Origin of the sequence: Pseudomonas sp. lyk4-R2A-10, from assembly GCF_030209075.1 — a bacterium.
Classification (GTDB): domain Bacteria; phylum Pseudomonadota; class Gammaproteobacteria; order Pseudomonadales; family Pseudomonadaceae; genus Aquipseudomonas; species Aquipseudomonas glycinae.
Genome location: NZ_JARVSR010000012.1, coordinates 312,506 through 339,272, shown reverse-complemented (window position 1 = coordinate 339,272; position 26,767 = coordinate 312,506). Strand labels below are relative to the sequence as shown.

The following is a 26,767-nucleotide window of genomic DNA, read 5'->3' as shown; positions in this document are numbered from 1 at the left end:
CCGCAGCGTCCACTGATTCGCTTGTCGCGCACTGAGGCGCACAGGCTGCTTGCCCACTGCCAGGGTTGGTTTGAATTGATCGCTGAGGAGTCTTTTTCGTGACTGACAATAAGCCTACTAAGTTTCGTAATGTTGAGATCCGTGCCGCCCGCGGTAACAAGCTGACCGCCAAGAGCTGGCTGACCGAAGCGCCGCTGCGCATGCTGATGAACAACCTCGACCCGGAAGTCGCCGAGAACCCGAAAGAGCTGGTGGTCTATGGTGGCATCGGCCGCGCGGCGCGTAACTGGGAGTGCTACGACAAGATCGTCGAGAGCCTGACCAACCTCAACGAAGACGAAACCCTGCTGGTGCAATCGGGCAAGCCGGTCGGCGTGTTCAAGACCCACAGCAACGCCCCGCGCGTACTGATCGCCAACTCCAACCTGGTGCCGCACTGGGCGACCTGGGAACACTTCAACGAACTCGACGCCAAAGGCCTGGCCATGTACGGCCAGATGACCGCCGGCAGCTGGATCTACATCGGCAGCCAGGGCATCGTCCAGGGCACCTACGAAACCTTCGTTGAAGCCGGTCGCCAGCACTACAACGACAACCTCACCGGCAAATGGGTACTGACCGCCGGCCTCGGCGGCATGGGCGGCGCCCAGCCACTGGCCGCGACCCTCGCCGGTGCCTGCTCGCTGAACATCGAATGCCAGCAGATCAGCATCGATTTCCGCCTCAAGACCCGCTACGTCGACGAGCAGGCCAAGGACCTTGACGACGCGCTGGCCCGCATCGCCAAATACACCTCCGAAGGCAAGGCGGTTTCCATCGCCCTGTGCGGCAACGCCGCTGAAATCCTCCCGGAGCTGGTCAAGCGCGGCGTGCGCCCGGACATGGTCACCGACCAGACCAGCGCCCATGACCCGCTCAACGGTTATCTGCCGGCCGGCTGGACCTGGGACGAATACCGCGCCCGCGCCAAGACCGAGCCAGCCGCTGTGGTCAAGGCCGCCAAGCAATCGATGGCCGTGCACGTCAAAGCCATGCTCGACTTCCAGAAGATGGGCGTGCCGACCTTCGACTACGGCAACAACATCCGTCAGATGGCTCAGGAAGAAGGCGTCGAAAACGCATTCGATTTCCCGGGCTTCGTACCGGCCTACATCCGTCCGCTGTTCTGCCGTGGCATCGGCCCGTTCCGCTGGGCTGCACTGTCGGGTGATCCGCAGGACATCTACAAGACCGACGCCAAAGTCAAAGAACTGATCCCGGACGACGCCCACCTGCACAACTGGCTGGACATGGCCCGCGAGCGCATCAGCTTCCAGGGTCTGCCGGCGCGTATCTGCTGGGTCGGCCTGGGCCTGCGCGCCAAGCTCGGTCTGGCGTTCAACGAAATGGTCCGCAGCGGCGAGCTGTCGGCTCCGATCGTGATCGGTCGCGACCACCTCGACTCCGGCTCCGTATCCAGCCCGAACCGTGAAACCGAATCCATGCAGGACGGCTCCGACGCAGTCTCCGACTGGCCGCTGCTGAATGCCCTGCTGAACACCGCGAGCGGTGCGACCTGGGTGTCTCTGCACCACGGCGGCGGCGTCGGCATGGGCTTCTCCCAGCACTCGGGCATGGTGATTGTCTGCGACGGTACCGACGAAGCGGCCGAGCGTATCGCTCGCGTGCTGCACAACGACCCGGGCACCGGTGTCATGCGTCACGCCGATGCCGGTTACCAGATCGCCATCGACTGCGCCAAGGAACAAGGGCTGAACCTGCCGATGATCACCGGCAAGTGAACATCTGCGGGAGCGGGCACCCTCGCTCCCGCAGGGCCACAACAATAACCAGAACAATCCACAGAGGTTGAATCATGGCGGGCAACACCGATCGTGCAGGCAGTAAACCGTTGATCGAAAGGCGTTCGATCGACTACATCCCGGAAGCGGAAAGACACGGTCGTCTGTTCAGTCAGTTCACCCTGTGGATGGGTGCCAACCTGCAAATCACCGCGATTGTCACCGGGGCCCTGGCCGTGGTGCTGGGCGGCGATGTGTTCTGGTCGTTGATCGGTCTGCTGATCGGTCAACTGCTGGGCGGCGGGGTGATGGCGTTGCATGCGGCGCAAGGGCCGAAGCTTGGCCTGCCGCAGATGATTTCCAGCCGGGTGCAGTTCGGCGTCTACGGCGCGGCGATTCCGATCGTGCTGGTGTGCCTGATGTATCTGGGCTTCACCGCCACCGGAACGGTGCTGTCCGGTCAGGCGCTGGGCCAGTTGTTCGGGGTCAGCGACACCGTCGGCATCCTGCTTTTCGCCAGCGTCATCGTGGTGGTCACGGTGCTCGGCTATCGGGTGATCCACTGGATCGGCCGCATCGCCAGTGTCATTGGTGTGATCGCTTTCGTGTACCTGTTCAGCCGTCTGATGAGTCAGGTGGACGTCGGTGCACTTCTGCAAATCCGCCATTTCAGCTGGAGCAGTTTCCTGCTGGCGGTGTCGCTTGCGGCCTCTTGGCAGATCGCTTTCGGCCCGTACGTGGCGGACTACTCGCGTTACCTGCCGAGCAAGGTGTCTTCGGTGAAAACTTTCTTCGCCGCCGGTGCCGGTTCGGTGATCGGTGCGCAGGTGGCGATGATCCTCGGTGTGTTCGCGGCCGCTTCGGCCAACGGGCAATTCGCCGGTCATGAAGTCGCTTACATCGTGGGTCTGGGCGGAACCGGTGCCACCGCCGCGCTGCTGTATTTCAGCATCGCGTTCGGCAAGGTCACCATCTCCACCCTGAACTCCTACGGCAGCTTCATGTGCATCGCGACCATCATCAGCGGCTTCCGTGGCCACCTGACGGTCACCCGCATGCAGCGTCTGGTGTTCGTGCTGGGGATCGTCGGCGCGGCGACCCTGATCGCGCTGCTCGGCCAGCATTCGTTCCTCGGTGCGTTCAAGTCCTTCATCCTGTTCCTGCTGGCGTTCTTCACGCCGTGGAGCGCGATCAACCTGGTGGACTACTACTGCATCACTCGCGAGCGCTATGACGTACCAGCGCTGGCGGATCCGAACGGTCGCTACGGCCGCTGGAACCTTCTCGGTATCAGCGTTTATGTGTTCGGGGTGCTGGTGCAACTGCCGTTCATCTCCACCAAGTTCTATACCGGTCCATTGGTAGCGGCCCTGGGGGATGTGGATATTTCCTGGATCATCGGTCTCGTGCTGCCCGCAGCGCTGTACTACGTCTGCGCGAAAAAATGGCACGGCACCGTACCCGATCGACTGATTCTGCCCGTCGAGCAGGACAGCGTTGTACAACCTAAAACAAGCGGGGCCGGTCGCGCTGCGGCGCAGGCCTGATTTGGACGTGGACAGGGCTGGATGCCTCTTGACTGCCGTAAGCCAATTCATGATTAGGAGCGTCACAACAATGAAATCGAACAAGACCCTGCTGACCACCTTGCTTTCCATGGGCCTGCTGGCCAGCGCCGGCGCGACCCAGGCCGCCGGCTGGTGCGAGTCCGGCAAACCGGTGAAATTCGCCGGCCTGAACTGGGAAAGCGGCATGCTGCTGACCGACGTTCTGCAAGTGGTGCTGGAAAAAGGTTACGACTGCAAGACCGACAGCCTGCCGGGCAACTCCATCACCATGGAGAACGCCCTGAGCAGCAACGACATCCAGATCTTCGCCGAAGAATGGGTCGGCCGCAGCGAGGTCTGGAACAAGGCCGAGAAGGCCGGCAAGGTCGTCGGTGTCGGCGCCCCGGTGGTGGGTGCGATCGAAGGCTGGTACGTGCCGCGCTACGTGATCGAAGGCGACGCCAAGCGCAAGATCGAAGCCAAGGCACCGGACCTTAAAAACATCGCTGATCTGGGCAAATACTCGGCCATCTTCAAGGACGCCGAAGAACCTTCCAAGGGCCGCTTCTACAACTGCCCGGCCGGCTGGACCTGCGAGCTGGACAACAGCGAAATGCTGAAAAGCTACGGTCTGGAAAACAGCTACACCAACTTCCGTCCGGGCACAGGTCCAGCGCTGGATGCGGCTGTGCTGTCGAGCTACAAGCGTGGCGAGCCGATCCTGTTCTACTACTGGTCGCCAACCCCGCTGATGGGCCAGATCGACGCGGTGAAACTGGAAGAGAAACCGGGCGTCGACAAGACCGTGACCATCAAGGTCGGCCTCTCCAAGACCTTCCACGAGCAAGCGCCGGAACTGGTGGCCGTGCTGGAAAAGGTCAACCTGCCGATCGACCTGCTGAACCAGAACCTGGGCCGCATGGCGAAGGAACGTATCGAGTCGCCAAAACTGGCGAAAATCTTCCTCAAGGAACATCCTGAAGTCTGGCACGCGTGGGTGAGTGAAGACGCTGCCAAGAAAATCGACGCGGCGCTGTAGGTCGAATTCCTCCCGGCCAACCGAGAGGCTGGCCGGGGTGTTCGCCGCAATCGCTTGATTGAGTTTCCTGATTGAGAGCCGCTTATGTTTCCCGAAAGCTTTACCTTTTCCATCGCCGACTGGGTCAACGGTTGGGTCGATGCGCTGGTCACCAACTACGGCGATGTGTTCCGCCATATCTCCGACACCCTGCTGTGGGCCATCGTCAATCTTGAAGGCCTGCTGCGCGCCGCGCCGTGGTGGTTGATGCTGGCCATCGTCGGTGTCGTGGCCTGGCACGCAACGCGCAAAGTCGTGACCACCGCCGTGATCGTCGGTCTGTTGTTCCTGGTCGGCGCCGTCGGCCTGTGGGACAAGTTGATGCAGACCCTCGCGCTGATGATGGTGGCGACGGTCATTTCGGTACTGATCGGCGTACCGCTGGGGATTCTCTCGGCGCGCAGCAATCGCCTGCGTTCGGTGCTGATGCCGCTGCTCGACATCATGCAGACCATGCCCAGCTTCGTGTACCTGATTCCGGTGCTGATGCTGTTCGGCCTGGGCAAGGTGCCGGCGATTTTCGCCACCGTGATCTACGCCGCGCCGCCGCTGATCCGTCTGACCGATCTGGGCATCCGCCAGGTCGATGGCGAAGTGATGGAAGCGATCAACGCCTTCGGCGCCAACCGCTGGCAGCAACTGTTCGGCGTGCAACTGCCGCTGGCCCTGCCGAGCATCATGGCCGGGATCAACCAGACCACCATGATGGCCCTGTCGATGGTGGTGATCGCCTCGATGATCGGCGCCCGTGGCCTGGGTGAAGATGTGCTGGTGGGCATTCAGACCCTCAACGTCGGACGCGGTCTCGAGGCCGGTCTGGCGATCGTGATTCTCGCAGTGGTCATCGACCGCATTACCCAGGCGTATGGTCGGCCACGGCATGAGGTGAGCAAATGAGCAACGCAACCGTGAGCAAGATCGAAGTCAAAAACGTCTTCAAGATTTTCGGCAACCGCGCCAAGGACGCTCTGGCGATGGTCGGCCAGGGCAAGACCAAGGATCAGGTGCTGAACGAAACCGGTTGCGTGGTCGGGGTCAACGACTTGTCCCTGAGCATCGGCACCGGCGAGATCTTCGTGATCATGGGCCTGTCCGGCTCCGGCAAATCGACCCTGGTGCGCCACTTCAACCGCCTGATCGACCCGACCAGCGGCGCGATCCTGGTGGACGGTGTGGACATCCTGCAATACGACATGGACGCCTTGCGCGAATTTCGCCGGCACAAGATCAGCATGGTGTTCCAGAGCTTCGGTCTGCTGCCGCACAAGACCGTGCTCGACAACGTCGCCTATGGCCTGAAAGTGCGCGGCGAGAGCAAGCAACTGTGCGCCGAGCGCGCGCTGCACTGGATCAACACCGTGGGCCTCAAGGGCTACGAAAACAAATACCCGCACCAGCTCTCCGGCGGCATGCGCCAGCGTGTGGGTCTGGCCCGGGCATTGGCGGCGGACACCGACATCATCCTGATGGACGAAGCGTTCAGTGCGCTGGATCCGCTGATCCGCGCCGAGATGCAGGATCAGTTGCTGGAGCTGCAAAAGACCCTGCACAAGACCATCGTCTTCATCACCCACGACCTCGACGAGGCCGTGCGCATCGGCAACCGCATCGCGATCCTCAAGGACGGCCGCCTGATCCAGGTCGGCACGCCGAAAGAGATCCTGCATTCGCCGGCGGACGAGTATGTCGACCGCTTCGTGCAGCGGCGGGCGGCGGTGGTTTAAACAGATTTGTGTTGGCTGGGCCGGCCCCATCGCGAGCAGGCTCGCTCCCACAGTTGGAATGCGGTCTCCTGTGGGAGCGAGCCTGCTCGCGATAGCGTCGGCAAAGCTGCATCAATGTTCGGATGAGGTTTTAGATGTCCCAGGCTGAAAAAATCGTTATCGCCGACGCTCCGATGCGTTGGCAGGATGTGGTCGCAGTCGCCCGTCACGGCGCGCAGCTCGAGCTGTCGGCGCAGACCTGGGCGCGCATTGAAAACGCGCAGGGCATCGTCCAGCGTATCGTCGCCAGCGGCGAACGCGCCTATGGCGTGAACACCGGGCTCGGTGCGCTGTGCAACGTCTCGCTGAAAGACGAGCAGCTCAGTCAGCTGTCGCGCAACACCTTGCTCAGCCATGCCTGCGGCGTCGGTCCGGTCCTGGCCGACGAGCAGACCCGGGCAATCATGTGCGCCGCGATCCGCAACTACAGCCACGGCAAATCCGGCATTCATCGCCGGGTGGTTGAAGCGCTGCTGGCGCTGCTCAATCGCGGCATCACCCCGCAAGTGCCGTCCCAGGGTTCGGTGGGTTACCTGACCCACATGGCGCACATCGGCATCGCGCTGCTGGGCGTGGGTAATGTCAGCTATCGCGGGCAAGTGGTTTGCGCGCAGCAGGCGCTGGCCGAAGAGGGCCTGCAACCGGTGCAGCTCGGGGCGAAGGACGGTCTGTGTCTGGTCAACGGCACGCCGTGCATGACCGGCCTCGGTTGCCTGGCGATCGCCGACGCCACGCGCCTGCTGCAATGGGCCGACGTGATCGGCGCCATGAGCTTCGAGGCCCAGCGTGGCCAGATCGCCGCGTTCGATGCCGAGATCATTGCGCTCAAACCGCATCCGGGCATGCAGCAGGTCGGCGTCAATCTGCGCGCCTTGCTCGATGGCAGTGAAGTGATTGCGTCGAGCAAAGGCATTCGCACTCAGGATGCCTTGAGCATCCGTTCGATCCCACAGGTGCACGGCGCCGCCCGCGATCAACTGGAACACGCAATCAAACAGATCGAAACCGAGCTCAACGGCTGCACCGACAACCCGTTGCTGCTGGGCACGCCGGATGACTTCCGTGTCATGTCCCAGGCCAACCCGCACGGACAATCGGTGGCGCTGGCGGCGGATCTGCTGGCGATTGCGATGGCCGAAATCGGCTCGATTGCCGAGCGGCGTCTGGATCGCCTGATCAACCCGCACGTCAGCGGTCTGCCGGCGTTTCTGGTGGCCAATCCGGGGGTGAACTCCGGGATGATGATCGTGCAATACGTCGCCGCGTCGCTGTGCGCGGAAAACCGCCAGTTGGCGCAACCGGCGGTGCTAGACAACTACGTCACCTCGGGCCTGCAGGAAGACCATCTGAGCATGGGCACCAACGCCGCGCTGAAGCTGCATCGCGCGCTGGAAAACTGCACGCAGATCCTCGCCATCGAGTACCTGCTGGCGGCCCAGGCGTTTGAATTTCTCAAGGAACAGCGATTCGGCGCCGGCACCGATACCGCCTGGCGACTGCTGCGCGAAAAAGTCCCGGCCTACGATCAGGACCGCTGGCTGGCGCCGGACATCGCCGCTGCTGCAAGCGTTCTGAAAGACCCGGATCTGCTGCACAACGCATTACCGAATCTGCACTGACAACTACCCATACCAGCGTGCCAAGGCGCGGATCGTCCAAAAGACGAGAGGCGACGGATAACGGAATGCTCCGGAGCGACTGGTAGTTAATAACAATGCCTCAAAAGGAGCATTTAAATGACTGCGCTGAACCTGATCCCCGGCCAACTGAGCCTGGCCCAACTGCGTGACGTTTATCAGAACCCGGTCAAGCTGACCCTCGACAACAGCGCCAGCGCGCAGATCGAAGCCAGCGTGGCCTGCGTCGAGCAGATCCTCGCGGAAAACCGCACCGCCTACGGCATCAACACCGGTTTCGGCCTGCTGGCCTCGACCCGCATCGCCAGCGAAGACCTGGAAAACCTCCAGCGCTCGCTGGTGCTGTCCCACGCCGCCGGCGTCGGCCAGCCGATCAGCGATGAGCTGGTGCGCCTGATCATGGTGCTCAAGGTCAACAGCCTCAGCCGTGGTTTCTCCGGCATCCGTCGGGTGGTGATCGATGCGCTGATCGCCCTGATCAACGCCGAGGTATATCCGCACATTCCGTTGAAAGGCTCGGTCGGTGCCTCCGGTGACCTGGCGCCATTGGCGCACATGTCGCTGGTGCTGCTGGGCGAGGGCAAGGCGCGCCACAAGGGCGAGTGGATGGATGCGACCGAAGCGCTGAAAGTCGCCGGTCTGACGCCGCTGACGCTGGCGGCGAAAGAAGGTCTGGCGCTGCTCAACGGTACTCAGGTTTCCACTGCATTCGCGTTGCGTGGTCTGTTCGAAGGTGAAGACCTGTTCGCCGGCGCGCTGGCGCTGGGCGGTCTGACGGTGGAAGCGGTGCTGGGCTCGCGTTCGCCGTTCGATGCGCGCATCCACGCCGCCCGTGGCCAGAAAGGCCAGATCGACGCCGCTGCCGCTTACCGCGATCTGCTGGGCGAGCGCAGCGAAGTCTCCGACTCGCACCAGAACTGCGAGAAGGTTCAGGACCCGTATTCGCTGCGTTGCCAGCCGCAAGTCATGGGTGCGTGTCTGACTCAGTTCCGCCAGGCCGCCGAAGTGCTGGCCATCGAAGCCAACGCCGTATCCGACAACCCGCTGGTGTTCGCGGCCGAAGGCGACGTGATTTCCGGCGGCAACTTCCACGCCGAACCAGTGGCCATGGCCGCTGACAACATGGCGCTGGCCATTGCCGAAATCGGTTCCCTGAGTGAGCGCCGTATCTCGCTGATGATGGACAAGCACATGTCGCAACTGCCGCCGTTCCTGGTGGCCAACGGTGGCGTGAACTCCGGTTTCATGATCGCCCAAGTGACCGCTGCGGCCCTGGCCAGCGAAAACAAGGCGCTGTCCCATCCGCATTCGGTGGACAGCCTGCCGACTTCTGCCAACCAGGAAGACCACGTCTCCATGGCCCCGGCTGCCGGCAAGCGCCTGTGGGAAATGGCCGAGAACACCCGCGGGATCCTCGCGGTGGAATGGTTGGCGGCGGTGCAGGGCCTGGACCTGCGCAACGGCCTGAAGACCTCGGCCAAACTGGAACAGGCCCGTGGGATTCTGCGTCGCGAAGTGCCGTTCTACGAGAAGGACCGCTTCTTCGCGCCGGATATCAACGCGGCGACCGAGCTGCTGGCTTCGCGCATCTTGACTGAACTGGTCCCGGCGAAACTGCTGCCGAGCCTGTAAGAGCCACCCCTCACCCCAACCCTCCCGAAACGTCGGACCGCCCCAAGGGGGAGAGGGGGAAAGGGAGCCGATCTTCATGATTTTCCAGACTTGAGTTCGACTCGGTATTTCAGGTCGATGTACCTCGAAAGAACAACGCGGTCAGTCCCCTCTCCCTCCGGGAGAGGGTTAGGGTGAGGGGGCTTTTGAAGGCTGCCCACCGAACAGAATCCAACGGAGGCTCACAGTGAAAACCCTCTGGCAACACTGCCACGTCGCAACCATGGCGCAAGGCGTCTACTCGATCATCGAGGATGCGGCCATCGTGACGTCCGGTGCACTCATCGAGTGGATCGGCCCGCGCAGCCAATTGCCGTCAGGCGAATACCCGGCGGTCAATGACCTGCAAGGCGCGTGGGTCACTCCCGGCCTGATCGACTGCCACACCCACACCGTGTTCGGCGGCAACCGCAGCGGCGAGTTCGAGAAGCGCCTGCAAGGCGTCAGCTATGCCGAAATCGCAGCGGCCGGCGGCGGCATCGCCAGCACCGTGCGTGCCACGCGTGAGGCCTCGGAAGACGAGCTGTTCGCCAGCGCCGCCAAACGTCTGAAAAGCCTGATGCGCGACGGCGTGACCACGGTCGAAATGAAATCCGGCTACGGCCTCGATCTGGCCAGCGAGCGCAAGATCCTGCGGGTCATCCGTCGCCTCGCCGCCGAGCTGCCGATCAGCGTGCGCAGCACCTGCCTGGCCGCCCACGCCTTGCCGCCGGAGTACCAGGATCGCGCCGATGATTACATCGATCACATCTGCGCCGAAATGCTCCCCGCGCTGGCTGCCGAAGGCCTGGTGGATGCGGTGGATGCCTTCTGCGAATACCTGGCGTTTTCGCCGGAGCAGGTCGAGCGGGTGTTCATCGCCGCGCAAAAACTCGGTCTGCCGGTGAAGCTGCACGCCGAGCAATTGTCGTCGCTGCACGGCTCCAGCCTGGCCGCGCGTTATCACGCATTGTCCGCCGATCACCTGGAGTTCATGGACGAAGCCGACGCCATCGCCATGGCTGAGTCCGACACCGTCGCGGTGTTGCTGCCGGGCGCGTTCTACTTCCTGCGTGAAACCCAGTTGCCGCCGATGGAAGCCCTGCGCAAACACAAAGTGAAAATCGCCATCGCCAGCGACCTCAACCCCGGCACCTCGCCAGCGTTGTCGTTGCGCCTGATGCTGAACATGGCCTGCACCTGTTTCCGCATGACCCCGGAAGAAGCCCTGGCCGGCGCGACCATTCATGCGGCACAAGCCCTGGGCATGGCCGAGACCCACGGTTCGCTGGAAGTCGGCAAGGTCGCGGATTTTGTCGCCTGGCAGATCGACCGCCCGGCGGATCTGGCGTACTGGCTGGGTGGTGAACTGGACAAACGCGTCGTGCGTCACGGCGTTGAATCAAGTCTGTAGGAGAGCGGTTGTGGATAAGGTTCTGAACTTCAAACAAGGTCGCGTGCCGCTGCTGATCAGCATGCCCCACGCCGGTGTGCGCCTGACCCCGGCGGTCGAGGCCGGGTTGATCGCGGACGCGAAAAGCCTGCCGGACACCGACTGGCACATTCCGCAGCTCTACGATTTCGCCGCCGAACTGGGCGCCAGTACTCTGGCGGCCGAATACTCGCGTTTCGTCATCGACCTGAACCGGCCGTCCGACGACAAGCCGCTGTACGCCGGCGCCACCACCGGTCTGTACCCGGCGACGCTGTTCGATGGCATTCCGCTGTTCAAGGAAGGCCAGGAGCCGTCGAAAGAAGAACGCGCGACCTATCTGGAGCAAATCTGGACGCCGTACCACCGCACCTTGCAGGAAGAGCTGGCGCGGCTGAAGGCAGAGTTCGGTTACGCGTTGCTGTTCGATGCGCATTCGATCCGTTCGGTGATCCCGCACCTGTTCGATGGCAAGCTGCCGGACTTCAACCTCGGCACCTTCAATGGCGCCAGTTGCGATCCACAGCTGGCCACGCAACTGGAAGCCATCTGCGCACGCCATGGCGATTACAGCCATGTGCTGAACGGACGCTTCAAGGGCGGCCACATCACCCGTCACTACGGCAACCCGGCCGAGAACATCCACGCCGTGCAACTGGAGCTGGGCCAGTGCACCTACATGGAAGAGTTCGAACCGTTCCGCTACCGCGCCGATCTGGCGGAGCCGACGCGGGTTGTGTTGAAGGAACTGCTGGAAGGGCTGCTCGCCTGGGGCAAAAACCACTACAACTGAGTCTGCTCTGATCGTTCCCACGCAGACGGTTCGACGCCTCGGCGTGGGAACGATCGGGAGAAGTCGCCACCGTGCAAATCCCGGTCGCCTCAGTTCGCTTTTCCCGCTCGTCCGCTGCGTAATGTTTCGACCACGGTGCAAGAAGACACCGATCCGAACAATAATCCGCTGCCGCACGAGACGATCCCTCATGAAAAAACTGTTCACTCGTTGTGCGTTAATCCTCACCGGCAGTGCGCTGCTCAGCGCCGGCGCCATGGCCTCCGACGATGCCTCCTGCAAAACCGTGCGCATGGGCGTGGTCAACTGGACCGACGTGATCGCCACCAGCGGCATGGCCGACGTGCTGCTCAACGGCCTCGGCTACGAAAGCAAGCAGACCAGCGCCGTGCAGCAAATCATCTTCGCCGGCATCCGCGACAAGCGTCTGGACATCTTCCTCGGCTACTGGAAACCGGCGATGGACAAGAACATCGCGCCGTTCCTCGCCGCCAATCAGGTCAAGGTCATGGACAAGCCCAGCCTGGCCGACGCCCAGGCGACCCTGGCGGTTCCGGACTATGTGGCGGCGGCAGGGCTGAAGACCTTTGGCGACATCGCGAAATTCAAGGATCAGCTCGGTGGCAAAATCTACGGCATCGAGCCCGGCAGCGGCGCCAACACCACGATCAAGACGATGATCGAAACCAACCATTTCGGCCTGAAGGATTTCAAGATCATCGAATCCGGTGAGGCCGGCATGCTCGCCGCCGTGCAACGAGCGGTGAACCGCAAGGAATTCGTGGTGTTCGTCGGCTGGACCCCGCACCCGATGAACATCAACATGAAAATCACCTACCTGACCGGCAGCGAAGACGTCTACGGCCCGAACGAAGGCGCCGCCACCGTGTCCACCGTCACCGCGCCGGACTACGCCGAGCGCTGCCCGAACGTCCATCGTCTGCTGGAAAACCTGACCTTCACCGCCGCCCAGGAAAGCCAGTTGATGGTGCCGATCATGGAGCGCAAGACACCACAGGAAGTGGCGAAAACCTGGCTGCGCGAGCATCCCGAAGACCTGCAACGCTGGCTGGCGGGTGTCAGCAGTTTCGATGGCAAGGACGGCGTGGCCACGGTTCAGGCCAGCCTGAAAAACTGATGGGCACTTATCCACTCTCGCCGTCGATGGCGGCGTTCGTCGCCAGAACCGAAAGCTTCGCCAGCGATGACAGCAGCCTCGGCGGATTGCGCAAATCCTATGACGACATGTGCCGCGCCTTCACGCCCGGACGGCCGGCGGGCCTTGAGGTGGTGGATTTTCAGTTGAGCGGGGTGGCGGTGCGTTCGTATCGCCCGCCTGTCCGGCCATCGGCCAGTGGCTGGCCGTGCGTGTTGTATCTGCATGGCGGCGGTTGGGTGGTCGGCGGGCTGGATTCCCATGACTTCATCTGCTGCGAGCTGGCCATGGCGCTCGGGGCGATGGTGGTGGTGGTGGATTACCGGCTGGCGCCGGAGCACCCGTTCCCGGCCGGTTTCGAGGATTGCCTGAGCGTCTGGCGCGCGTTGCGCAGCGGACCGTTCTGGTTCGATCCCGGACGGATGCTGGTGGCGGGCGACAGCGCCGGCGGCAATCTGGCGGCGGCGCTGTGCCTGGCGCTACGCGATGCCGGCGAGCCGCTGCCGGGCGCGCAGGTCTTGATCTATCCGGGGCTGGGTGGCGACGCACAGTTACCGTCGCGCAGCGAATGCGCCGATGCGCCGTTGCTCGCCAGCAGCGATGTCGATTGTTATCACGCCTTGTACCTGCGCGGCACCGCGAAGCCGAACGCCTATGCGATGCCATTGCTGGCCGGGGACTTCAGCGGTTTGCCACCGGCCTGGATCGCCGTGGCGCAGTTCGATCCGCTGCGTGACGACGGCGTGTGCTATGCCGAACGGCTTAACGCAGCGGGCGTCGACGCGGCGCTGTATTACGGCGAAGGGCTGGTTCACGGCTGCCTGCGGGCGCGACATCAGGTCGCCGAGGTCGATCGTCTCTTTGAGAACCTGCTGGGGTTCATGGCTGACAAAATGTGACAGCGCACGGGCATGCTCATTGACGTAAATCGGGTTTATGATGCCGAACGGCAGAATAATAGAAGTCCCCCCAGGGATGACCTCGACCCCTTACGGAGCGCGCAATGCAGACTTTGTTTCCGCAGATCAAACCTCACGCACGGCACGATCTGGCCGTCGATGACACCCATACGCTGTACGTCGACGAAAGCGGTTCACCGGAGGGTTTGCCGGTGGTGTTCATCCACGGAGGTCCCGGCGCCGGGTGCGACGCCCAGAGTCGCCGTTACTTCGATCCGAATCTGTATCGCATTGTCACCTTCGACCAGCGCGGCTGCGGTCGCTCCACGCCCCACGCCAGTCTGGAAAACAACACCACCTGGGATCTGGTCGAAGACCTCGAGCGCATCCGTAAACATCTGGGCATCGACAAATGGGTGCTGTTCGGCGGTTCCTGGGGTTCGACCCTGGCGCTGGCCTACGCGCAGACCCATCCGGAGCGCGTACATGGCCTGATCCTGCGCGGGATCTTTCTCTGCCGTCCGCAGGAAATCGAATGGTTCTACCAGGCCGGCGCCAGCCGTCTGTTCCCCGATTACTGGCAGGACTACCTCGCGCCGATTCCGCTGGACGAGCGCGACGACCTGCTCAGCGCGTTCCACAAACGCCTGACCGGCAACGACCAGATCGCCCAGATGCACGCGGCCAAGGCCTGGTCGACCTGGGAAGGGCGCACCGCGACCCTGCGGCCGAATCCGCTGGTGGTCGACCGTTTCTCCGAGCCGCAGCGCGCCTTGTCGATCGCGCGGATCGAATGCCACTACTTCACCAACAATGCGTTCCTTGAGCCGAACCAGCTGATCCGCGACATGGGCAAGATCGCCCATCTGCCGGGCGTGATCATCCACGGCCGCTACGACGTGATCTGCCCGCTCGACAACGCCTGGGAACTGCATCAGGCCTGGCCGAACAGCGAGCTGCAGGTGATCCGCGATGCCGGCCACGCCGCGTCCGAACCGGGCATCACCGATGCACTGGTGCGCGCCGCCAGCAAAATGGCCCGTCGTCTGCTCGACCTGCCGCCCGAAGAAGCATGAAGGGTCTGTTGCAGCGCGTGAAAGGCGCGCGGGTCGAAGTGGCGGGCGAGGTGGTTGGCAGTGTCGATCAGGGTTTGCTGGTGCTGGTGGCGGTAGAACCCGACGACACGCCGGCCAGCGCCGACAAACTTCTGCATAAGCTGCTTAACTATCGAGTGTTCAGCGACGCCGAGGGCAAGATGAATCTGTCCTTGGCGGATGTGGGCGGCGGGTTGCTGCTGGTCTCTCAGTTCACCCTCGCCGCCGACACCAAAAGCGGGTTGCGCCCGAGTTTCTCGACCGCCGCCCCTCCGGCGCTGGGCGAAAAATTATTCGACTATCTATTAAGCAGAGCGAAACAGATGCATGGCACAGTGGCATCAGGTAGATTCGGCGCGGATATGCAGGTGCACCTGGTCAACGATGGCCCGGTAACCTTCCTGTTACAGACATGAAAGCGCTTGAAACATCTTTTTAAGGGCTTTTCGACTGAAAACAGGAAATTTTCGCGATAAATACTTTGTTACCCCTGATGCGTTGTCACGCGGGCTACTAGATAATCGCGCGCTACGGGGATCAGCGTTCGTTGGTCCATTTTGACTTAGGTAGAGACTTGTCCGGATCCGATTGGGGAATCATTTTGACCCAGCGGAGTCGGAACAATGCTCGCCAACTTGGCAAGGGTGCCCTGAAAGATCGGTTTTTTTGTACCGAATCCCTCACAGGCACTTCATCTGGCCGTTGGTTTATTGATCTGTTTTCGGCGAGGGTTGCTCGTGATTGTTAGTCCCTGTAATGCAGCAAAATTGTCTGCCAAACGCTTGCGCAGCGCTCTGGTAGCGGGCTCGGCAGTACTCTGCCTGCTCAGCGCCGGCCAGCTTTGGGCATTCAATCTTGACGATGTGTCGGCCAAGGCCAAAGAGCTGGCCGGGCAGAAGTTCGAAGCCCCGCGCAGCAACCTGCCGAACGAATTCCGTGAAATGAAATTCGCGGACTATCAGAAGATTCGTTTCCGCACCGAAAAAGCCGAATGGGCCGACCAGAAGACCCCGTTCAAGCTGTCCTTTTATCACCAGGGCATGCACTTCGATACGCCGGTGAAAATCAACGAAATCACCGCGAACACCGTCGAAGAGATCAAATACGATCCAAGCCGTTTCGATTTCGGCGACCTGCAGTTCGATCCGAAGGCCACCGAACAACTGGGCTACGCCGGTTTCCGTGTGCTGTACCCGATCAACAAGGCTGACAAGCAAGACGAAATCATGACCATGCTGGGCGCGAGCTACTTCCGCGTTGTCGGCAAGGGGCATACCTACGGTCTGTCGGCCCGTGGTCTGGCAATCGACACCGCCTTGCCGTCCGGCGAAGAATTCCCGCGTTTTCGCGAGTTCTGGATTCAGCAGCCGAAGCCGGGCGACAAGCACCTGGTGATCTTCGCCCTGCTGGATTCGCCACGTGCGACCGGCGCCTACCGTCTGATCCTGCGTCCGGGCAGCGACACCATTGTCGACGTCAAGGGCCAGATGTACCTGCGTGACAAGGTTGGCAAGCTCGGCATCGCGCCGCTGACCAGCATGTTCCTGTTCGGCGCCAACCAGCCGTCGAAAGTGCTCAACTACCGTCGCGAACTGCACGACTCCAGCGGTCTGTCGATCCATGCCGGCAACGGCGAGTGGATCTGGCGCCCTCTGAACAACCCTAAACATCTGGCTGTGAGCCAGTTCAGCGTCGAGAACCCGCGTGGTTTCGGTCTGCTGCAACGTGGCCGTGATTTCAGCCACTACGAAGACCTCGACGACCGCTACGACAAGCGCCCAAGCGCCTGGATCGAGCCGAAGGGCGACTGGGGCAAGGGCACCGTTGATCTGGTCGAAATCCCGACTGCGGACGAAACCAACGACAACATCGTTGCGTTCTGGAACCCGGAAAAACTGCCGGAGCCAGGCCAGCCGCTGGACTTCGCCTACCGCATGCACTGGACCATCGACGAAGCCGCGCTGCACGCGCCGGACAGCGCCTGGGTCAACCAGACCCTGCGTTCGACCGGTGACGTCAAGCAATCGAACCTGATCCGTCAGCCGGATGGCAGCGTGGCGTACCTGGTCGACTTCGAAGGCCCGTCCCTGGCCGCTTTGGCCCCGGATGCAGACGTTCGCAGCCAGGTCAGCGTCGGCGACAACGCCGAACTGGTCGAAAACAGCGTGCGCTACAACCCGGAAACCAAAGGCTGGCGCCTGACCCTGCGGATGAAGATCAAGGACCCGAGCAAGTCCACCGAGATGCGCGCGGCACTGGTGCAGCCAGTGGTCACCGCTGATCTGGCCAAGTCTTCGGTGCCGACGTCCAACTCGTCGGTGGCCAAAGCCGACAAGGTTGCCGCCAAGCAACAAGAGAAAGCCGACAAGGAAGCCAAGGCCGCCGAGGCCAAACAGGCCGACGCCAAGCCGGTTGCAGATGCCAAGGACAAGGCCAACAAAGACGCCAAGCAGCCAGCCGCTGCGGACGCGGCCCCAGCCACACCGGAATCGGCACCGACTGAAGAAGTCCTGACCGAGACCTGGAGCTATCAGTTGCCTGCCGATGAGTAACTCTCAAGTACAGCCAGAGACTCTGTCCGAGTACCTGGCGCATCTGCCGATGACCGACGAGCAGCGCGCGGAACTCGCGGGCTGCCAGTCCTTCAGCGAATTGCATGAACGCCTGTCGTCCAAGACCTTTGACGCGCCGACCGAAGCCGCCCAGGCTTCGGTGGGCCAGCGCCTGATCCTGAGCACCGCCGAAGAGCTGCAAGACGCGGAAATGCTGGTGCTCGACGCCAGCGGTCGGGTCAGCATGAAGGCCACGCCGCCGATCCGTCGGACCAAGGTCGTGCCGGAGCCGTGGCGCACCAACATTCTGGTGCGTGGCTGGCGCCGCCTGACCGGCCGGACCAACCCGCCGCAACCGCCGAAGGACGCCAACGTGCTGCCGGCGGCGCGCTGGCGCACGGTCGGTTCGATCCGTCGCTACATTCTGCTGGTGCTGATGCTGGGTCAGACCATCGTCGCCGGCTGGTACATGAAAGGCATCATGCCGTACCAGGGCTGGTCGTTCGTCGATCTGGAAGAAGTCCTGCATCAACCGCTGCTGCAAACCGCCACGCAAGTGCTGCCGTATGCGCTGCAGACCAGCATCCTGATCATGTTCGGGATTCTGTTCTGCTGGGTGTCGGCCGGTTTCTGGACTGCGCTGATGGGCTTCCTCGAATTGCTCACCGGCCACGATAAATACCGGATCTCCGGTAAAAGTGCCGGCAACGAGCCGATTCCGAAGGATGCGCGCACCGCACTGGTGATGCCCATCTGCAACGAAGACGTGCCTCGGGTGTTCGCCGGTCTGCGTGCGACGTTCGAGTCGGTCGCCGCTACCGGTGACCTGGACCGTTTCGACTTCTTCGTCCTCAGTGACAGTAACGACACCGACATCTGCGTTGCCGAGCAGCAGGCCTGGCTGGACGTCTGCCGCGAAGCCAAGGGCTTCGGCAAGATCTTCTATCGCCGCCGTCGCCGTCGCGTCAAACGCAAGAGCGGCAACCTCGACGACTTCTGCCGTCGCTGGGGCGGCGACTACAAGTACATGGTCGTACTCGACGCCGACTCGGTCATGAGCGGCGAATGCCTGACCAGTCTGGTACGCCTGATGGAGGCCACTCCAGACGCCGGCATCATTCAGACCGCGCCGCGCGCTTCGGGCATGGACACGCTGTATGCACGCATGCAGCAGTTCGCCACTCGCGTGTACGGTCCGCTGTTCACGGCCGGTCTGCACTTCTGGCAGTTGGGTGAATCCCACTACTGGGGTCACAACGCGATCATCCGCATGAAGCCGTTCATCGACCACTGCGCCCTGGCGCCGTTGCCGGGCAAGGGTGCGTTCTCCGGTGCGATCCTCTCTCACGACTTCGTTGAAGCGGCGCTGATGCGCCGTGCCGGCTGGGGCGTGTGGATTGCCTACGATCTGCCGGGCAGCTACGAAGAACTGCCGCCGAACCTGCTCGACGAGCTCAAGCGTGACCGTCGCTGGTGCCACGGTAACCTGATGAACTTCCGTCTGTTCCTGGTAAAAGGCATGCACCCGGTGCACCGTGCGGTGTTCCTGACCGGCGTGATGTCTTACCTGTCGGCGCCGTTGTGGTTCTTCTTCCTGGTGTTGTCGACCGCGCTGCTGGCGGTGAACACGCTGATGGAGCCGCAGTACTTCCTCGAACCGCGTCAACTCTATCCGCTATGGCCGCAATGGCACCCGGACAAGGCGATCGCGCTGTTCTCGACGACCATCGTGCTGCTGTTCCTGCCGAAGCTGTTGAGCATCATCCTGATCTGGGCCAAGGGCGCGAAAGAGTTCGGCGGCAAGTTCAAGGTGACCCTGTCGATGCTGCTGGAGATGCTGTTCTCCATGCTGCTGGCGCCGGTGCGGATGATTTTCCACACCCGTTTCGTTCTGGCCGCGTTCCTCGGCTGGGCCGCGACGTGGAACTCGCCGCAGCGTGACGACGACTCCACGCCGTGGAGCGAAGCGGTCAAGCGTCACGGTCCGCAGACCCTGCTGGGCTTCTTCTGGGCGCTGCTGGTGATCTGGTTGAACCCGAGCTTCCTGTGGTGGCTGGTGCCGATCGTCGGTTCGCTGATGCTGTCGATTCCGGTGTCGGTGATTTCCAGCCGTGTGGGCCTGGGCCTGAAGTCCCGTGACGAGAGCCTGTTCCTCATTCCCGAGGAATACAATCCGCCACAGGCGCTGCTGGCCACCGATCAGTACACCCACGAAAACCGCTGGCACGCGCTGAACGACGGCTTCGTCCGCGCCGTGGTCGATCCACAGCAGAACGCCCTGGCGTGCTCGCTGGCGACCTCGCGTCACGGTCAGGCCGAGCCGATCGAATGGCTGCGTCAGGAACGCGTGCGTCACGCGATCAAGGTCGGCCCGGCCGGGCTGAACAACCATGATCGCCTGCAACTGCTGAGCGATCCGGTGGCCCTGGCCCGTCTGCACGAGCAGGTGTGGGCCGAAGGTCACGCCGAGTGGCTGGACGCCTGGCGGGCCTCGGTGAAAGCCGATCCCCACGCGCCGCTGCTGCCGCTCAAGCCGGTGAGCTTGCAGGCACAACCGGCCTGATGAAGAAACCCCGCTAACTGGCGGGGTTTTTTTATGCTCGCTGAAAAGCCCCCCTCACCCTAACCCTCTCCCGGAGGGAGAGGGGACTGACCGGGTTGAATGTTCGAGTTACGCCGACGTGAGATACCGAGTTGAACTCTGGTCTGGAAAACGACGGAGATCGGCTCCCTTTCCCCCTCGCCCCCTTGGGGGAGAGGGTTGGGGTGAGGGGGTAAATCTTGAATGTTAAACAAATCGTCCATTAAACCTTGTGCAAAAAATCGAGTGCGTTAGCATCCGTCCCCGAATTGGCGCACCCGGACAATCTTGTCCATTTCTGTCGGTTTTCGCGCCGCAAACGCAATGGTTTTGGGGACTTGAAGATGAAGAAGTATCTGTCGATGCTGCTGGTCGGCGTCACGGCACTGGTTGCAGTCAATGCGGCGCAGGCCGGCGCAATCGACGACGCGGTCAAGCGCGGCTCGTTGAAAGTCGGTATGGATCCGACCTACATGCCGTTCGAAATGACCAACAAGCGCGGCGAAATCATCGGTTTCGAAGTCGACATCCTCAAAGCCATGACCAAGGCCATGGGCGTCAAGCTGGAGCTGGTCTCCACCGGTTACGACGGGATCATCCCGGCGCTGATGACCGACAAGTTCGACATGATCGGCAGCGGCATGACCCTGACCCAGGAACGCAACCTGCGCCTGAACTTCAGCGAACCGTTCATCGTGGTCGGCCAGACCCTGCTGATCCGCAAAGAGCTGGAAGGCACCATCAAGTCCTATAAAGACCTGAACACCGCCGACTACCGCATCACCTCCAAGCTCGGCACGACCGGCGAGATGGTCGCCAAGAAGCTGATCTCCAAGGCCAAGTACCACGGCTACGACAACGAGCAGGAAGCCGTGCTCGACGTGGTCAACGGCAAGGCTGACGCCTTCATCTACGACGCGCCGTACAACGTCGTTGCCGTGAACAAGGTCGGCGCCGGCAAACTGGTGTTCCTCGACAAGCCGTTCACCTACGAGCCACTGGCCTTCGGTCTGAAGAAGGGTGACTACGACAGCCTCAACTTCATCAACAACTTCCTGCACCAGATCCACGAAGACGGCACCTACGATCGCATCCATGACAAGTGGTTCAAGAGCACCGAGTGGCTCAAGGACATGGAATAAGCCCGGTCAGATAGACCGAGTCGCCCCATTCGCGAGCAAGCCCGCTCCCACATTGGAATGCGTTCCCTGTGGGAGCGGCGGTGCGACGATTCCACTTGCCCGCGAAGGCGGCCTCCCCGGCGACATAACTTTCGGATTTCGCTAAACCCATGAAACAGAAAAAAGCCCAATGGCCCTGGCACGTCCTGACCGTGCTGGTGCTGGTCGGCCTGGCCGGCGCGCTGTATTACGCCACGTCGCTGATGTCCTACGAATGGCGCTGGAACCGCGTGCCGCAGTACTTCGCCTATCAGGCCGAGGAAACCCAGCGCGCGACCGACATTTCCACCGTCAGCGAACTGGTGCGCAAAGGTGGCAGCGCGCAGGTCACCCTGCGCAACGATGCCGGTGACGAGCAGCACCTGACCGTCGACGAAAACAGCCTGCAATTCGCTCAGGGCGACGATGTGGCCGAAGGCGACGTCGTGGGCGTGACCCGGCATTGGGCGGCGGGCCCGCTGTTGTGGGGCCTGTGGACCACGCTTTGGCTGTCGGTGGTGTCCGGCGTGCTGGGCTTGCTGATCGGTCTGGCCACCGGGCTGTGCCGGCTGTCGAGCAACCCGACCCTGCGCGACCTGTCGACCATCTATGTCGAACTGGTGCGCGGCACGCCGCTGCTGGTGCAGATCTTCATTTTCTATTTCTTCATCGGCACGGTGATGAACCTGTCCCGGGAGTTCGCCGGGATCGCCGCGCTGTCGCTGTTCACCGGTGCCTACGTGGCGGAAATCATCCGTTCCGGTGTGCAGTCGATTGCCCGCGGCCAGAACGAAGCGGCCCGTTCGCTGGGGCTGAGTGCCGGCCAGTCGATGCGCCACGTGGTGCTGCCGCAGGCGTTCAAGCGCGTGCTGCCGCCGCTGGCCGGGCAGTTCATCAGTCTGGTCAAAGACACTTCGCTGGTGTCGGTGATCGCCATCACTGAGCTGCTGAAAAGCGGCCGTGAAGTCATCACCACGTCGTTCTCGCCGTTCGAGATCCTGTTCTGCGTCGCCGGCCTGTACCTGTTGATCAACCTGCCGCTGTCGAAAATCGCCAGCCGGCTTGAGCGGAGGCTCGCGCAAAGTGATTGAAGTCCGCGATCTGGTAAAAGTCTTCGACACCCGTGGGCAAGTGGTGCGCGCGGTGGATAACGTCAGCACCCGTGTCGCCAAGGGCGAAGTGCTGGTGGTGATCGGCCCGTCCGGTTCCGGCAAGTCGACGTTCCTGCGTTGCCTCAATGGTCTGGAAGAATTCGATTCCGGCTCGGTGAGCATCGACGGCCTGCAACTGGCCGACCCGAAAACCGACGTCAACGCCTACCGCCGCGAAGTCGGCATGGTGTTCCAGCATTTCAATCTGTTCCCGCACATGACCGTGCTGGAGAACCTGTGCCTGGCGCAGAAAGTCGTGCGCAAGCGCGGCCAGAAGGAAAGCGAGGCCAAGGCTCTGGCATTGCTGGAGAAGGTCGGCATCGCCCAGAAGGCCCGCGAATATCCGTCGCGCCTGTCCGGCGGTCAGCAGCAGCGCGTGGCAATTGCCCGGGCGCTGGCGATGGACCCCAAGGTCATGCTGTTCGACGAGCCGACCTCGGCCCTCGATCCGGAAATGGTCGGCGAAGTGCTGGACGTGATGAAGAACCTGGCCGTGGAAGGCATGACCATGGTCTGCGTGACCCACGAAATGGGCTTCGCCCGTGAAGTGGCGGATCGGGTGCTGTTCTTCGATCACGGCAAACTGCTGGAAGACGCCTCGCCGGCCGAGTTCTTCGATGCACCGAAGGATCCGCGAGCCCAGGCGTTCCTGCGGCAAGTCCTCTAAACGCAGGACAAAAAAAATCGCAGCCAATGGCTGCGATTTTTTTGTGTGCGCGGTTTACACCTTGAACCGGCCCACCAGTGTTTGCAGGTGGGTGCCCAAACGCGCCAGCTCGACGCTGGAGGCCGCTGTCTCTTCACTGGCCGCCGAGGTCTGGTCCGAGACATCCCGCACGTTCAGCACGCTGCGGTTGATCTCTTCAGCCACAGCGCTCTGCTGCTCGGCCGCCGCAGCGATCTGCTGGTTCATCGCCTGAATCGCCGAAACGGTGCGGGTGATGCTTTCCAGCGAACCACCGGCACGCCGGGTCAGCTCGACGCTGCTGTCGGTCAGGGTGCGGCTGTTGTCCATGATCGTTGCCACTTGCTGGGTGCCGTTCTGCAGTCCGACGATCAGCTCTTCGATCTCTTCGGTGGACTTCTGGGTGCGCTGGGCGAGGCTGCGAACTTCGTCGGCGACCACCGCAAAACCACGTCCGGCTTCACCGGCACGGGCGGCCTCGATGGCGGCGTTGAGGGCCAGCAGGTTGGTTTGCTGAGCCACGGACTTGATCACGTCGAGCACGCTGCCGATCTTGTCGCTCTCGCGCTTGAGCTCGCCCATGGCCTCGGTGGAGTGGCCGACTTCGGCAGCCAGACGTTCGATCTGGGCGATCGCCTCGCCAACCACCTTGTCGCCTTCACGGGCCTGCTGATCAGCAGCGACCGCGGCTTCCGAAGCTTCCTCGGCGTTGCGCGCGACTTCCTGCACGGTGGCGGCCATTTCGTTCATGGCGGTGGCGACCTGGTCGGTCTCGATTTTCTGATTGTTGACCCCGGCGCTGGTCTGCTCGGTCACGGCGGACAATTCTTCGGCGGCGCTGGCGATCTGGGTCACGCCGTCGCTGATGCCGCCGATCAATTCGCGCAGGCCCTGAGTCATGCTCTGCATCGAGCGTTGCAGTTGACCAAGTTCATCGCGGCGCAGGGATACCAGATTGTGGGTCAGGTCACCGGCGGCCACGCGCTCGGCGACTTTCAGGGTTTGCTCCAGCGGAATGATGATCTGCCGGGTGATCGCCCAGGCCGCCAGCAGACCGAAGGCCAGGGCCAGCAGGGTGGCGATCATCAGCATGTTTTTGGCGTGCGCGGCATCGGTGTCGCGGACGATGGTCTGAGATTCGGTAAGTTTCTTGCTGACGTCGAGCAGGATGTCGCCCTGAGCGGTCATTCGCGCCATGGCCTTCGCGTTGTTCACCTGGGAGTCGCGGAACTGGCTGACGGCGGCGCGATAAGCCTTCAGCGATTCGGTGGCCTGTTGCAGGTTGGCGATGTGTTGCTCGGGCAGTTTGCTCGGCAGGCTTTCCAGATTGTTCAGGGCGGCGGCGATGGCATCCAGCGCCGGTTGTTCGGCTTCGGCCTTGCCGCTGTAGGTGTAGCCGCGCACCTGATAGCGCGCCTGCTGCAGCAGTTTGCTCAGCTCGATCACGCTGTTGAATTGCGCAACGCTGTCGCCTTGCAGCAGGGATTTCTCGACTTCGCTGACCTTGGCCACGGCGTTATCGGCGCTGGCGCCGAGTTTGCTGCGGGCGTCTTCACGCTGCACGGTGGCCTGGGTCATGTCGGCAAAGGCGCGTTTGTACTCGGCGACCGCCGCGAGTTGCTGGTCGATCATGGCCACGTCGGACGGTTGCTCGATCATGCCGCGCGCGCTTTGCAGGCCGCTGTCGAGCTTGCCGAGCAGGTCGTTGACCGCGCCAGGGCCCTGTTCGCCACGGCGGGCTTCATAGTCCAGGCGTGCCAGGCGCAGGTCTTTGGTCAGCTCGTTGAGGCTGGAGATGAACCCGAGCTTGTCACCCCGGCTGATGATCCCGCTCATGCCGGTCCAGCCGGTGAAGGTGATCAACAGGGTCAGCAGCAGCACCAGGCCGAAACCGATTCCAAGCTTACGTTTGACGCTGACGTTTCCAAGACTCTCGGCTAACCAACGGTACATGCGACGACTCCCCTCGGACCACTAATTGGACTTATGGGGAGTGTATCGGCCGCATGATGGCAATCTGTAACGCCTTTTGTCTGGCGAAGCGCTTAGAACAGAAGCGCTCAGAACAGCCGGGCGAGCAGCGCGGTGACGGCGGTTTCGACCCGCAGGATTCGCTCGCCCAGTTGCACCGGTTGCAGCCCGGCCTTGGCCAGCAGATCGATTTCGTAGGGAATCCAGCCACCCTCGGGGCCGATGGCCAGGGTCACCGGTTCGTTCAGGGCGCGGGGGCAGGGCGGGAAGTTGCCCGGATGACCGACCAGACCGAGGGTGCCGTCGGTGATGGCCGGCAGGCGATCTTCGACGAACGGCTTGAAGCGCTTCTCGATGATGATCTCCGGCAGCACCGTATCCCGAGCCTGTTCGAGGCCGAGGATCAGTTGTTCGCGGATGGCGTCCGGTTCGAGGAACGGCGTCTGCCAGAAGCTTTTCTCGACCCGGTAGCTGTTGACCAGAATCACCTTCGACACGCCCATGGTCGCCACGGTCTGGAACACCCGGCGCAGCATCTTCGGGCGGGGCAGGGCGAGCACCAGGGTCAGCGGCAGTTTGGCCGGTGGCGGTTGATCGAGGTTGACTCGCAGCTCGGCTTCGCCCGCGTCAAGGCGCAAAAGCTCGGCCGAGCCCATCAGCCCGCCAATGCACCCGACCCGCAGGCTGTCGCCGACTTCCGAACGGTGGACTTCCTGCATGTGGGTCAGGCGCCGATCACGCAGCACGACGCGGTCGGCCGCAATGAAGTCGGCCTCTTCGAGCAGCAGCAGGTTCATGGCTGAGTCGCTGGCGGCTGGTCGTTGTGATCGTCGGCGGTTTCTTCCGGGCGCTCGCGCTTGCTGACCAGACTGCCGAAGAGGATGCCGACTTCGAACAGCATCCACATCGGCACGGCCAGCAGGGTCTGGGAGAAGATGTCCGGCGGGGTCAGGATCATGCCGACCACGAAGCAGCCGATGATCACGTACGGACGGATCTTCTTCAGGTATTTGACGTCGACCACGCCGATCCACACCAGCAGCACCACGGCCACCGGGATTTCGAACGCCACGCCGAAGGCGAAGAACAGCGTCATGACGAAATCGAGGTAACTGGTGATGTCGGTCATCATTTCCACGCCGGCCGGGGTGGCCGAGGCGAAGAACTTGAAGATCAGCGGGAACACGAAGAAGTAGGCGAACGCCATGCCGGTGTAGAACAGCAGGATGCTGGAGATCAGCAACGGCACTGCGACACGCTTCTCGTGCTTGTACAGACCCGGTGCGATGAAGCCCCAGATCTGATGCAGGATCACCGGAATCGCCAGGAACAGTGAGACCATCATCGTCAGTTTCAGCGGCGTCAGGAACGGCGACGACACGTCGGTGGCGATCATCGTCGCGCCGGCCGGCAGGTATTCGCGCAGCGGCGTCGAGACGAAGGTGTAGATCTGCTGGGTGAAGGCAAACAGCCCGGCAAAGATGATGAAGATCGCCGCCACGCAACGCAGCAGGCGGGTGCGCAACTCGGTGAGGTGCGAAACCAGCGGCATGTGCTGGTCGTTTTCGGGGAGGCTAGGGCCTGTCATCGGTCATTTCCTGTGTCGCGCCGAGCCCGTATTTGCGCAGGGCAAGGCGCGAGGCGCGTAGTTTGGCGTTTCAAATAAGCAACGAGTAACGCAGCCCTGCGCAAATACAGGCCGGCCCTTCGGGTTGTGCCTGAAAGCGGGCCAGGCTGCGTTGTAGTCCTTGGAAAGGTAAAACACATTCCCTGCGGACTACGCCTTGCCTGGCCCGCTTTCAGGCGACAACGCGACACAGGAAATGACCGATGACAG

At 62.4% G+C, this 26,767-nt stretch carries 21 protein-coding genes and 1 pseudogene; 18 read left to right on the top strand and 4 right to left on the bottom strand.

Going from position 1 to position 26,767, the window contains the following annotated elements; genetic code table 11:
- The first annotated feature begins 98 nt into the window (after positions 1-98).
- The 18 genes from hutU (at position 99) to QRN46_RS22350 (ending at position 22,941) form a co-directional block, all read left to right on the top strand.
- Positions 99-1,781, top strand: coding sequence for a urocanate hydratase (gene hutU, locus QRN46_RS22435; RefSeq protein ID WP_011332044.1), 1,683 nt, complete (start codon positions 99-101; stop codon positions 1,779-1,781).
- 74 nt (positions 1,782-1,855) lie between these two features.
- Entirely contained in the window at positions 1,856-3,328 is a 1,473-nt protein-coding gene (locus QRN46_RS22430; protein WP_011332045.1) for a purine-cytosine permease family protein, read from the top strand.
- A 70-nt stretch (positions 3,329-3,398) separates the two neighbouring features.
- A complete protein-coding gene (locus QRN46_RS22425) occupies positions 3,399-4,367 on the top strand; it encodes an ABC transporter substrate-binding protein (RefSeq protein ID WP_285357282.1) in 969 nt (322 codons plus the stop codon).
- Positions 4,368-4,451: 84 nt separating this feature from the next.
- On the top strand, positions 4,452-5,303 hold the full coding sequence (locus tag QRN46_RS22420) for an ABC transporter permease (protein ID WP_007952475.1): 852 nt from the start codon (positions 4,452-4,454) through the stop codon (positions 5,301-5,303).
- Positions 5,300-6,130 carry a quaternary amine ABC transporter ATP-binding protein gene (locus tag QRN46_RS22415; RefSeq protein WP_011332047.1) on the top strand — a complete coding sequence of 277 codons (831 nt, stop codon included), beginning with the start codon at positions 5,300-5,302 and terminating at the stop codon, positions 6,128-6,130. Before QRN46_RS22420 ends, QRN46_RS22415 begins: the two co-directional genes overlap by 4 nt.
- Before the next feature lie 134 nt (positions 6,131-6,264).
- Entirely contained in the window at positions 6,265-7,788 is a 1,524-nt protein-coding gene (gene hutH / locus QRN46_RS22410; RefSeq protein ID WP_011332048.1) for a histidine ammonia-lyase, read from the top strand.
- A 117-nt stretch (positions 7,789-7,905) separates the two neighbouring features.
- A complete protein-coding gene (gene hutH, locus QRN46_RS22405) occupies positions 7,906-9,438 on the top strand; it encodes a histidine ammonia-lyase (RefSeq protein WP_011332049.1) in 1,533 nt (510 codons plus the stop codon).
- A gap of 226 nt (positions 9,439-9,664) precedes the next feature.
- Positions 9,665-10,870, top strand: coding sequence for an imidazolonepropionase (hutI, locus tag QRN46_RS22400; protein WP_221615522.1), 1,206 nt, complete (start codon positions 9,665-9,667; stop codon positions 10,868-10,870).
- A 10-nt stretch (positions 10,871-10,880) separates the two neighbouring features.
- Positions 10,881-11,681 (top strand): N-formylglutamate deformylase, encoded by an 801-nt coding sequence (gene hutG, locus QRN46_RS22395; protein ID WP_285357276.1) that lies wholly within the window; start codon positions 10,881-10,883, stop codon positions 11,679-11,681.
- Between the two features lie 190 nt (positions 11,682-11,871).
- The gene (locus QRN46_RS22390; RefSeq protein ID WP_041475116.1) at positions 11,872-12,819 is read left to right on the top strand and encodes a choline ABC transporter substrate-binding protein; all 948 of its coding nucleotides are present in this window, start codon (positions 11,872-11,874) and stop codon (positions 12,817-12,819) included.
- Positions 12,819-13,736, top strand: a complete 918-nt coding sequence (locus tag QRN46_RS22385) for an alpha/beta hydrolase (protein ID WP_285357273.1) — start codon at positions 12,819-12,821, stop codon at positions 13,734-13,736. Before QRN46_RS22390 ends, QRN46_RS22385 begins: the two co-directional genes overlap by 1 nt.
- A 104-nt stretch (positions 13,737-13,840) precedes the next feature.
- The gene (pip, locus tag QRN46_RS22380) at positions 13,841-14,812 is read left to right on the top strand and encodes a prolyl aminopeptidase (protein ID WP_007952436.1); all 972 of its coding nucleotides are present in this window, start codon (positions 13,841-13,843) and stop codon (positions 14,810-14,812) included.
- Positions 14,809-15,246 (top strand): D-aminoacyl-tRNA deacylase, encoded by a 438-nt coding sequence (gene dtd / locus QRN46_RS22375; protein ID WP_011332054.1) that lies wholly within the window; start codon positions 14,809-14,811, stop codon positions 15,244-15,246. Before pip ends, dtd begins: the two co-directional genes overlap by 4 nt.
- A gap of 321 nt (positions 15,247-15,567) precedes the next feature.
- Positions 15,568-17,382, top strand: coding sequence for a glucan biosynthesis protein G (locus QRN46_RS22370; RefSeq protein WP_011332055.1), 1,815 nt, complete (start codon positions 15,568-15,570; stop codon positions 17,380-17,382).
- Complete coding sequence (mdoH, locus tag QRN46_RS22365) at positions 17,375-19,945, top strand: glucans biosynthesis glucosyltransferase MdoH (RefSeq protein ID WP_221615518.1); 2,571 nt, start codon at positions 17,375-17,377, stop codon at positions 19,943-19,945. Before QRN46_RS22370 ends, mdoH begins: the two co-directional genes overlap by 8 nt.
- A 362-nt stretch (positions 19,946-20,307) precedes the next feature.
- A complete protein-coding gene (locus tag QRN46_RS22360) occupies positions 20,308-21,105 on the top strand; it encodes a transporter substrate-binding domain-containing protein (protein WP_011332057.1) in 798 nt (265 codons plus the stop codon).
- A 149-nt stretch (positions 21,106-21,254) separates the two neighbouring features.
- Positions 21,255-22,214, top strand: coding sequence for an amino acid ABC transporter permease (locus QRN46_RS22355; protein ID WP_007952431.1), 960 nt, complete (start codon positions 21,255-21,257; stop codon positions 22,212-22,214).
- Complete coding sequence (locus QRN46_RS22350; protein WP_011332058.1) at positions 22,207-22,941, top strand: amino acid ABC transporter ATP-binding protein; 735 nt, start codon at positions 22,207-22,209, stop codon at positions 22,939-22,941. Before QRN46_RS22355 ends, QRN46_RS22350 begins: the two co-directional genes overlap by 8 nt.
- A 54-nt stretch (positions 22,942-22,995) precedes the next feature.
- Here the strand turns inward: QRN46_RS22350 and QRN46_RS29185 are convergent, their stop codons facing one another.
- The 4 genes and pseudogenes from QRN46_RS29185 to tatC all read right to left on the bottom strand — a co-directional run bounded on the left by QRN46_RS29185 (position 22,996) and on the right by tatC (position 26,518).
- Positions 22,996-23,709 (bottom strand): methyl-accepting chemotaxis protein, encoded by a 714-nt coding sequence (locus QRN46_RS29185; RefSeq protein ID WP_371857706.1) that lies wholly within the window; start codon positions 23,707-23,709, stop codon positions 22,996-22,998.
- 141 nt (positions 23,710-23,850) lie between these two features.
- Positions 23,851-24,795: pseudogene (locus tag QRN46_RS29180) on the bottom strand (methyl-accepting chemotaxis protein); the annotation flags it as partial.
- A gap of 224 nt (positions 24,796-25,019) precedes the next feature.
- Positions 25,020-25,727 (bottom strand): 16S rRNA (uracil(1498)-N(3))-methyltransferase, encoded by a 708-nt coding sequence (locus QRN46_RS22340; RefSeq protein WP_011332060.1) that lies wholly within the window; start codon positions 25,725-25,727, stop codon positions 25,020-25,022.
- Entirely contained in the window at positions 25,724-26,518 is a 795-nt protein-coding gene (gene tatC, locus QRN46_RS22335; RefSeq protein WP_011332061.1) for a twin-arginine translocase subunit TatC, read from the bottom strand. Before tatC ends, QRN46_RS22340 begins: the two co-directional genes overlap by 4 nt.
- Positions 26,519-26,767: the final 249 nt, after the last annotated feature.

What these genes read in the sequence shown, in the direction of transcription:
- QRN46_RS22390 (WP_041475116.1), top strand. Translation starts at nt 11,872, where the DNA reads ATGAAAAAACTGTTCACTCGTTGTGCGTTAATCCTCACCGGCAGTGCG.
- QRN46_RS22425 (WP_285357282.1), top strand. Translation starts at nt 3,399, where the DNA reads ATGAAATCGAACAAGACCCTGCTGACCACCTTGCTTTCCATGGGCCTG.
- QRN46_RS22355 (WP_007952431.1), top strand. Translation starts at nt 21,255, where the DNA reads ATGAAACAGAAAAAAGCCCAATGGCCCTGGCACGTCCTGACCGTGCTG.
- QRN46_RS22385 (WP_285357273.1), top strand. Translation starts at nt 12,819, where the DNA reads ATGGGCACTTATCCACTCTCGCCGTCGATGGCGGCGTTCGTCGCCAGA.
- QRN46_RS22360 (WP_011332057.1), top strand. Translation starts at nt 20,308, where the DNA reads ATGAAGAAGTATCTGTCGATGCTGCTGGTCGGCGTCACGGCACTGGTT.
- dtd (WP_011332054.1), top strand. Translation starts at nt 14,809, where the DNA reads ATGAAGGGTCTGTTGCAGCGCGTGAAAGGCGCGCGGGTCGAAGTGGCG.
- QRN46_RS29185 (WP_371857706.1), bottom strand. Translation starts at nt 23,709, where the DNA reads ATGAACGAAATGGCCGCCACCGTGCAGGAAGTCGCGCGCAACGCCGAG.
- pip (WP_007952436.1), top strand. Translation starts at nt 13,841, where the DNA reads ATGCAGACTTTGTTTCCGCAGATCAAACCTCACGCACGGCACGATCTG.
- QRN46_RS22430 (WP_011332045.1), top strand. Translation starts at nt 1,856, where the DNA reads ATGGCGGGCAACACCGATCGTGCAGGCAGTAAACCGTTGATCGAAAGG.
- QRN46_RS22420 (WP_007952475.1), top strand. Translation starts at nt 4,452, where the DNA reads ATGTTTCCCGAAAGCTTTACCTTTTCCATCGCCGACTGGGTCAACGGT.
- mdoH (WP_221615518.1), top strand. Translation starts at nt 17,375, where the DNA reads ATGAGTAACTCTCAAGTACAGCCAGAGACTCTGTCCGAGTACCTGGCG.
- hutH (WP_011332048.1), top strand. Translation starts at nt 6,265, where the DNA reads ATGTCCCAGGCTGAAAAAATCGTTATCGCCGACGCTCCGATGCGTTGG.
- QRN46_RS22415 (WP_011332047.1), top strand. Translation starts at nt 5,300, where the DNA reads ATGAGCAACGCAACCGTGAGCAAGATCGAAGTCAAAAACGTCTTCAAG.
- QRN46_RS22340 (WP_011332060.1), bottom strand. Translation starts at nt 25,727, where the DNA reads ATGAACCTGCTGCTGCTCGAAGAGGCCGACTTCATTGCGGCCGACCGC.
- tatC (WP_011332061.1), bottom strand. Translation starts at nt 26,518, where the DNA reads ATGACAGGCCCTAGCCTCCCCGAAAACGACCAGCACATGCCGCTGGTT.
- hutH (WP_011332049.1), top strand. Translation starts at nt 7,906, where the DNA reads ATGACTGCGCTGAACCTGATCCCCGGCCAACTGAGCCTGGCCCAACTG.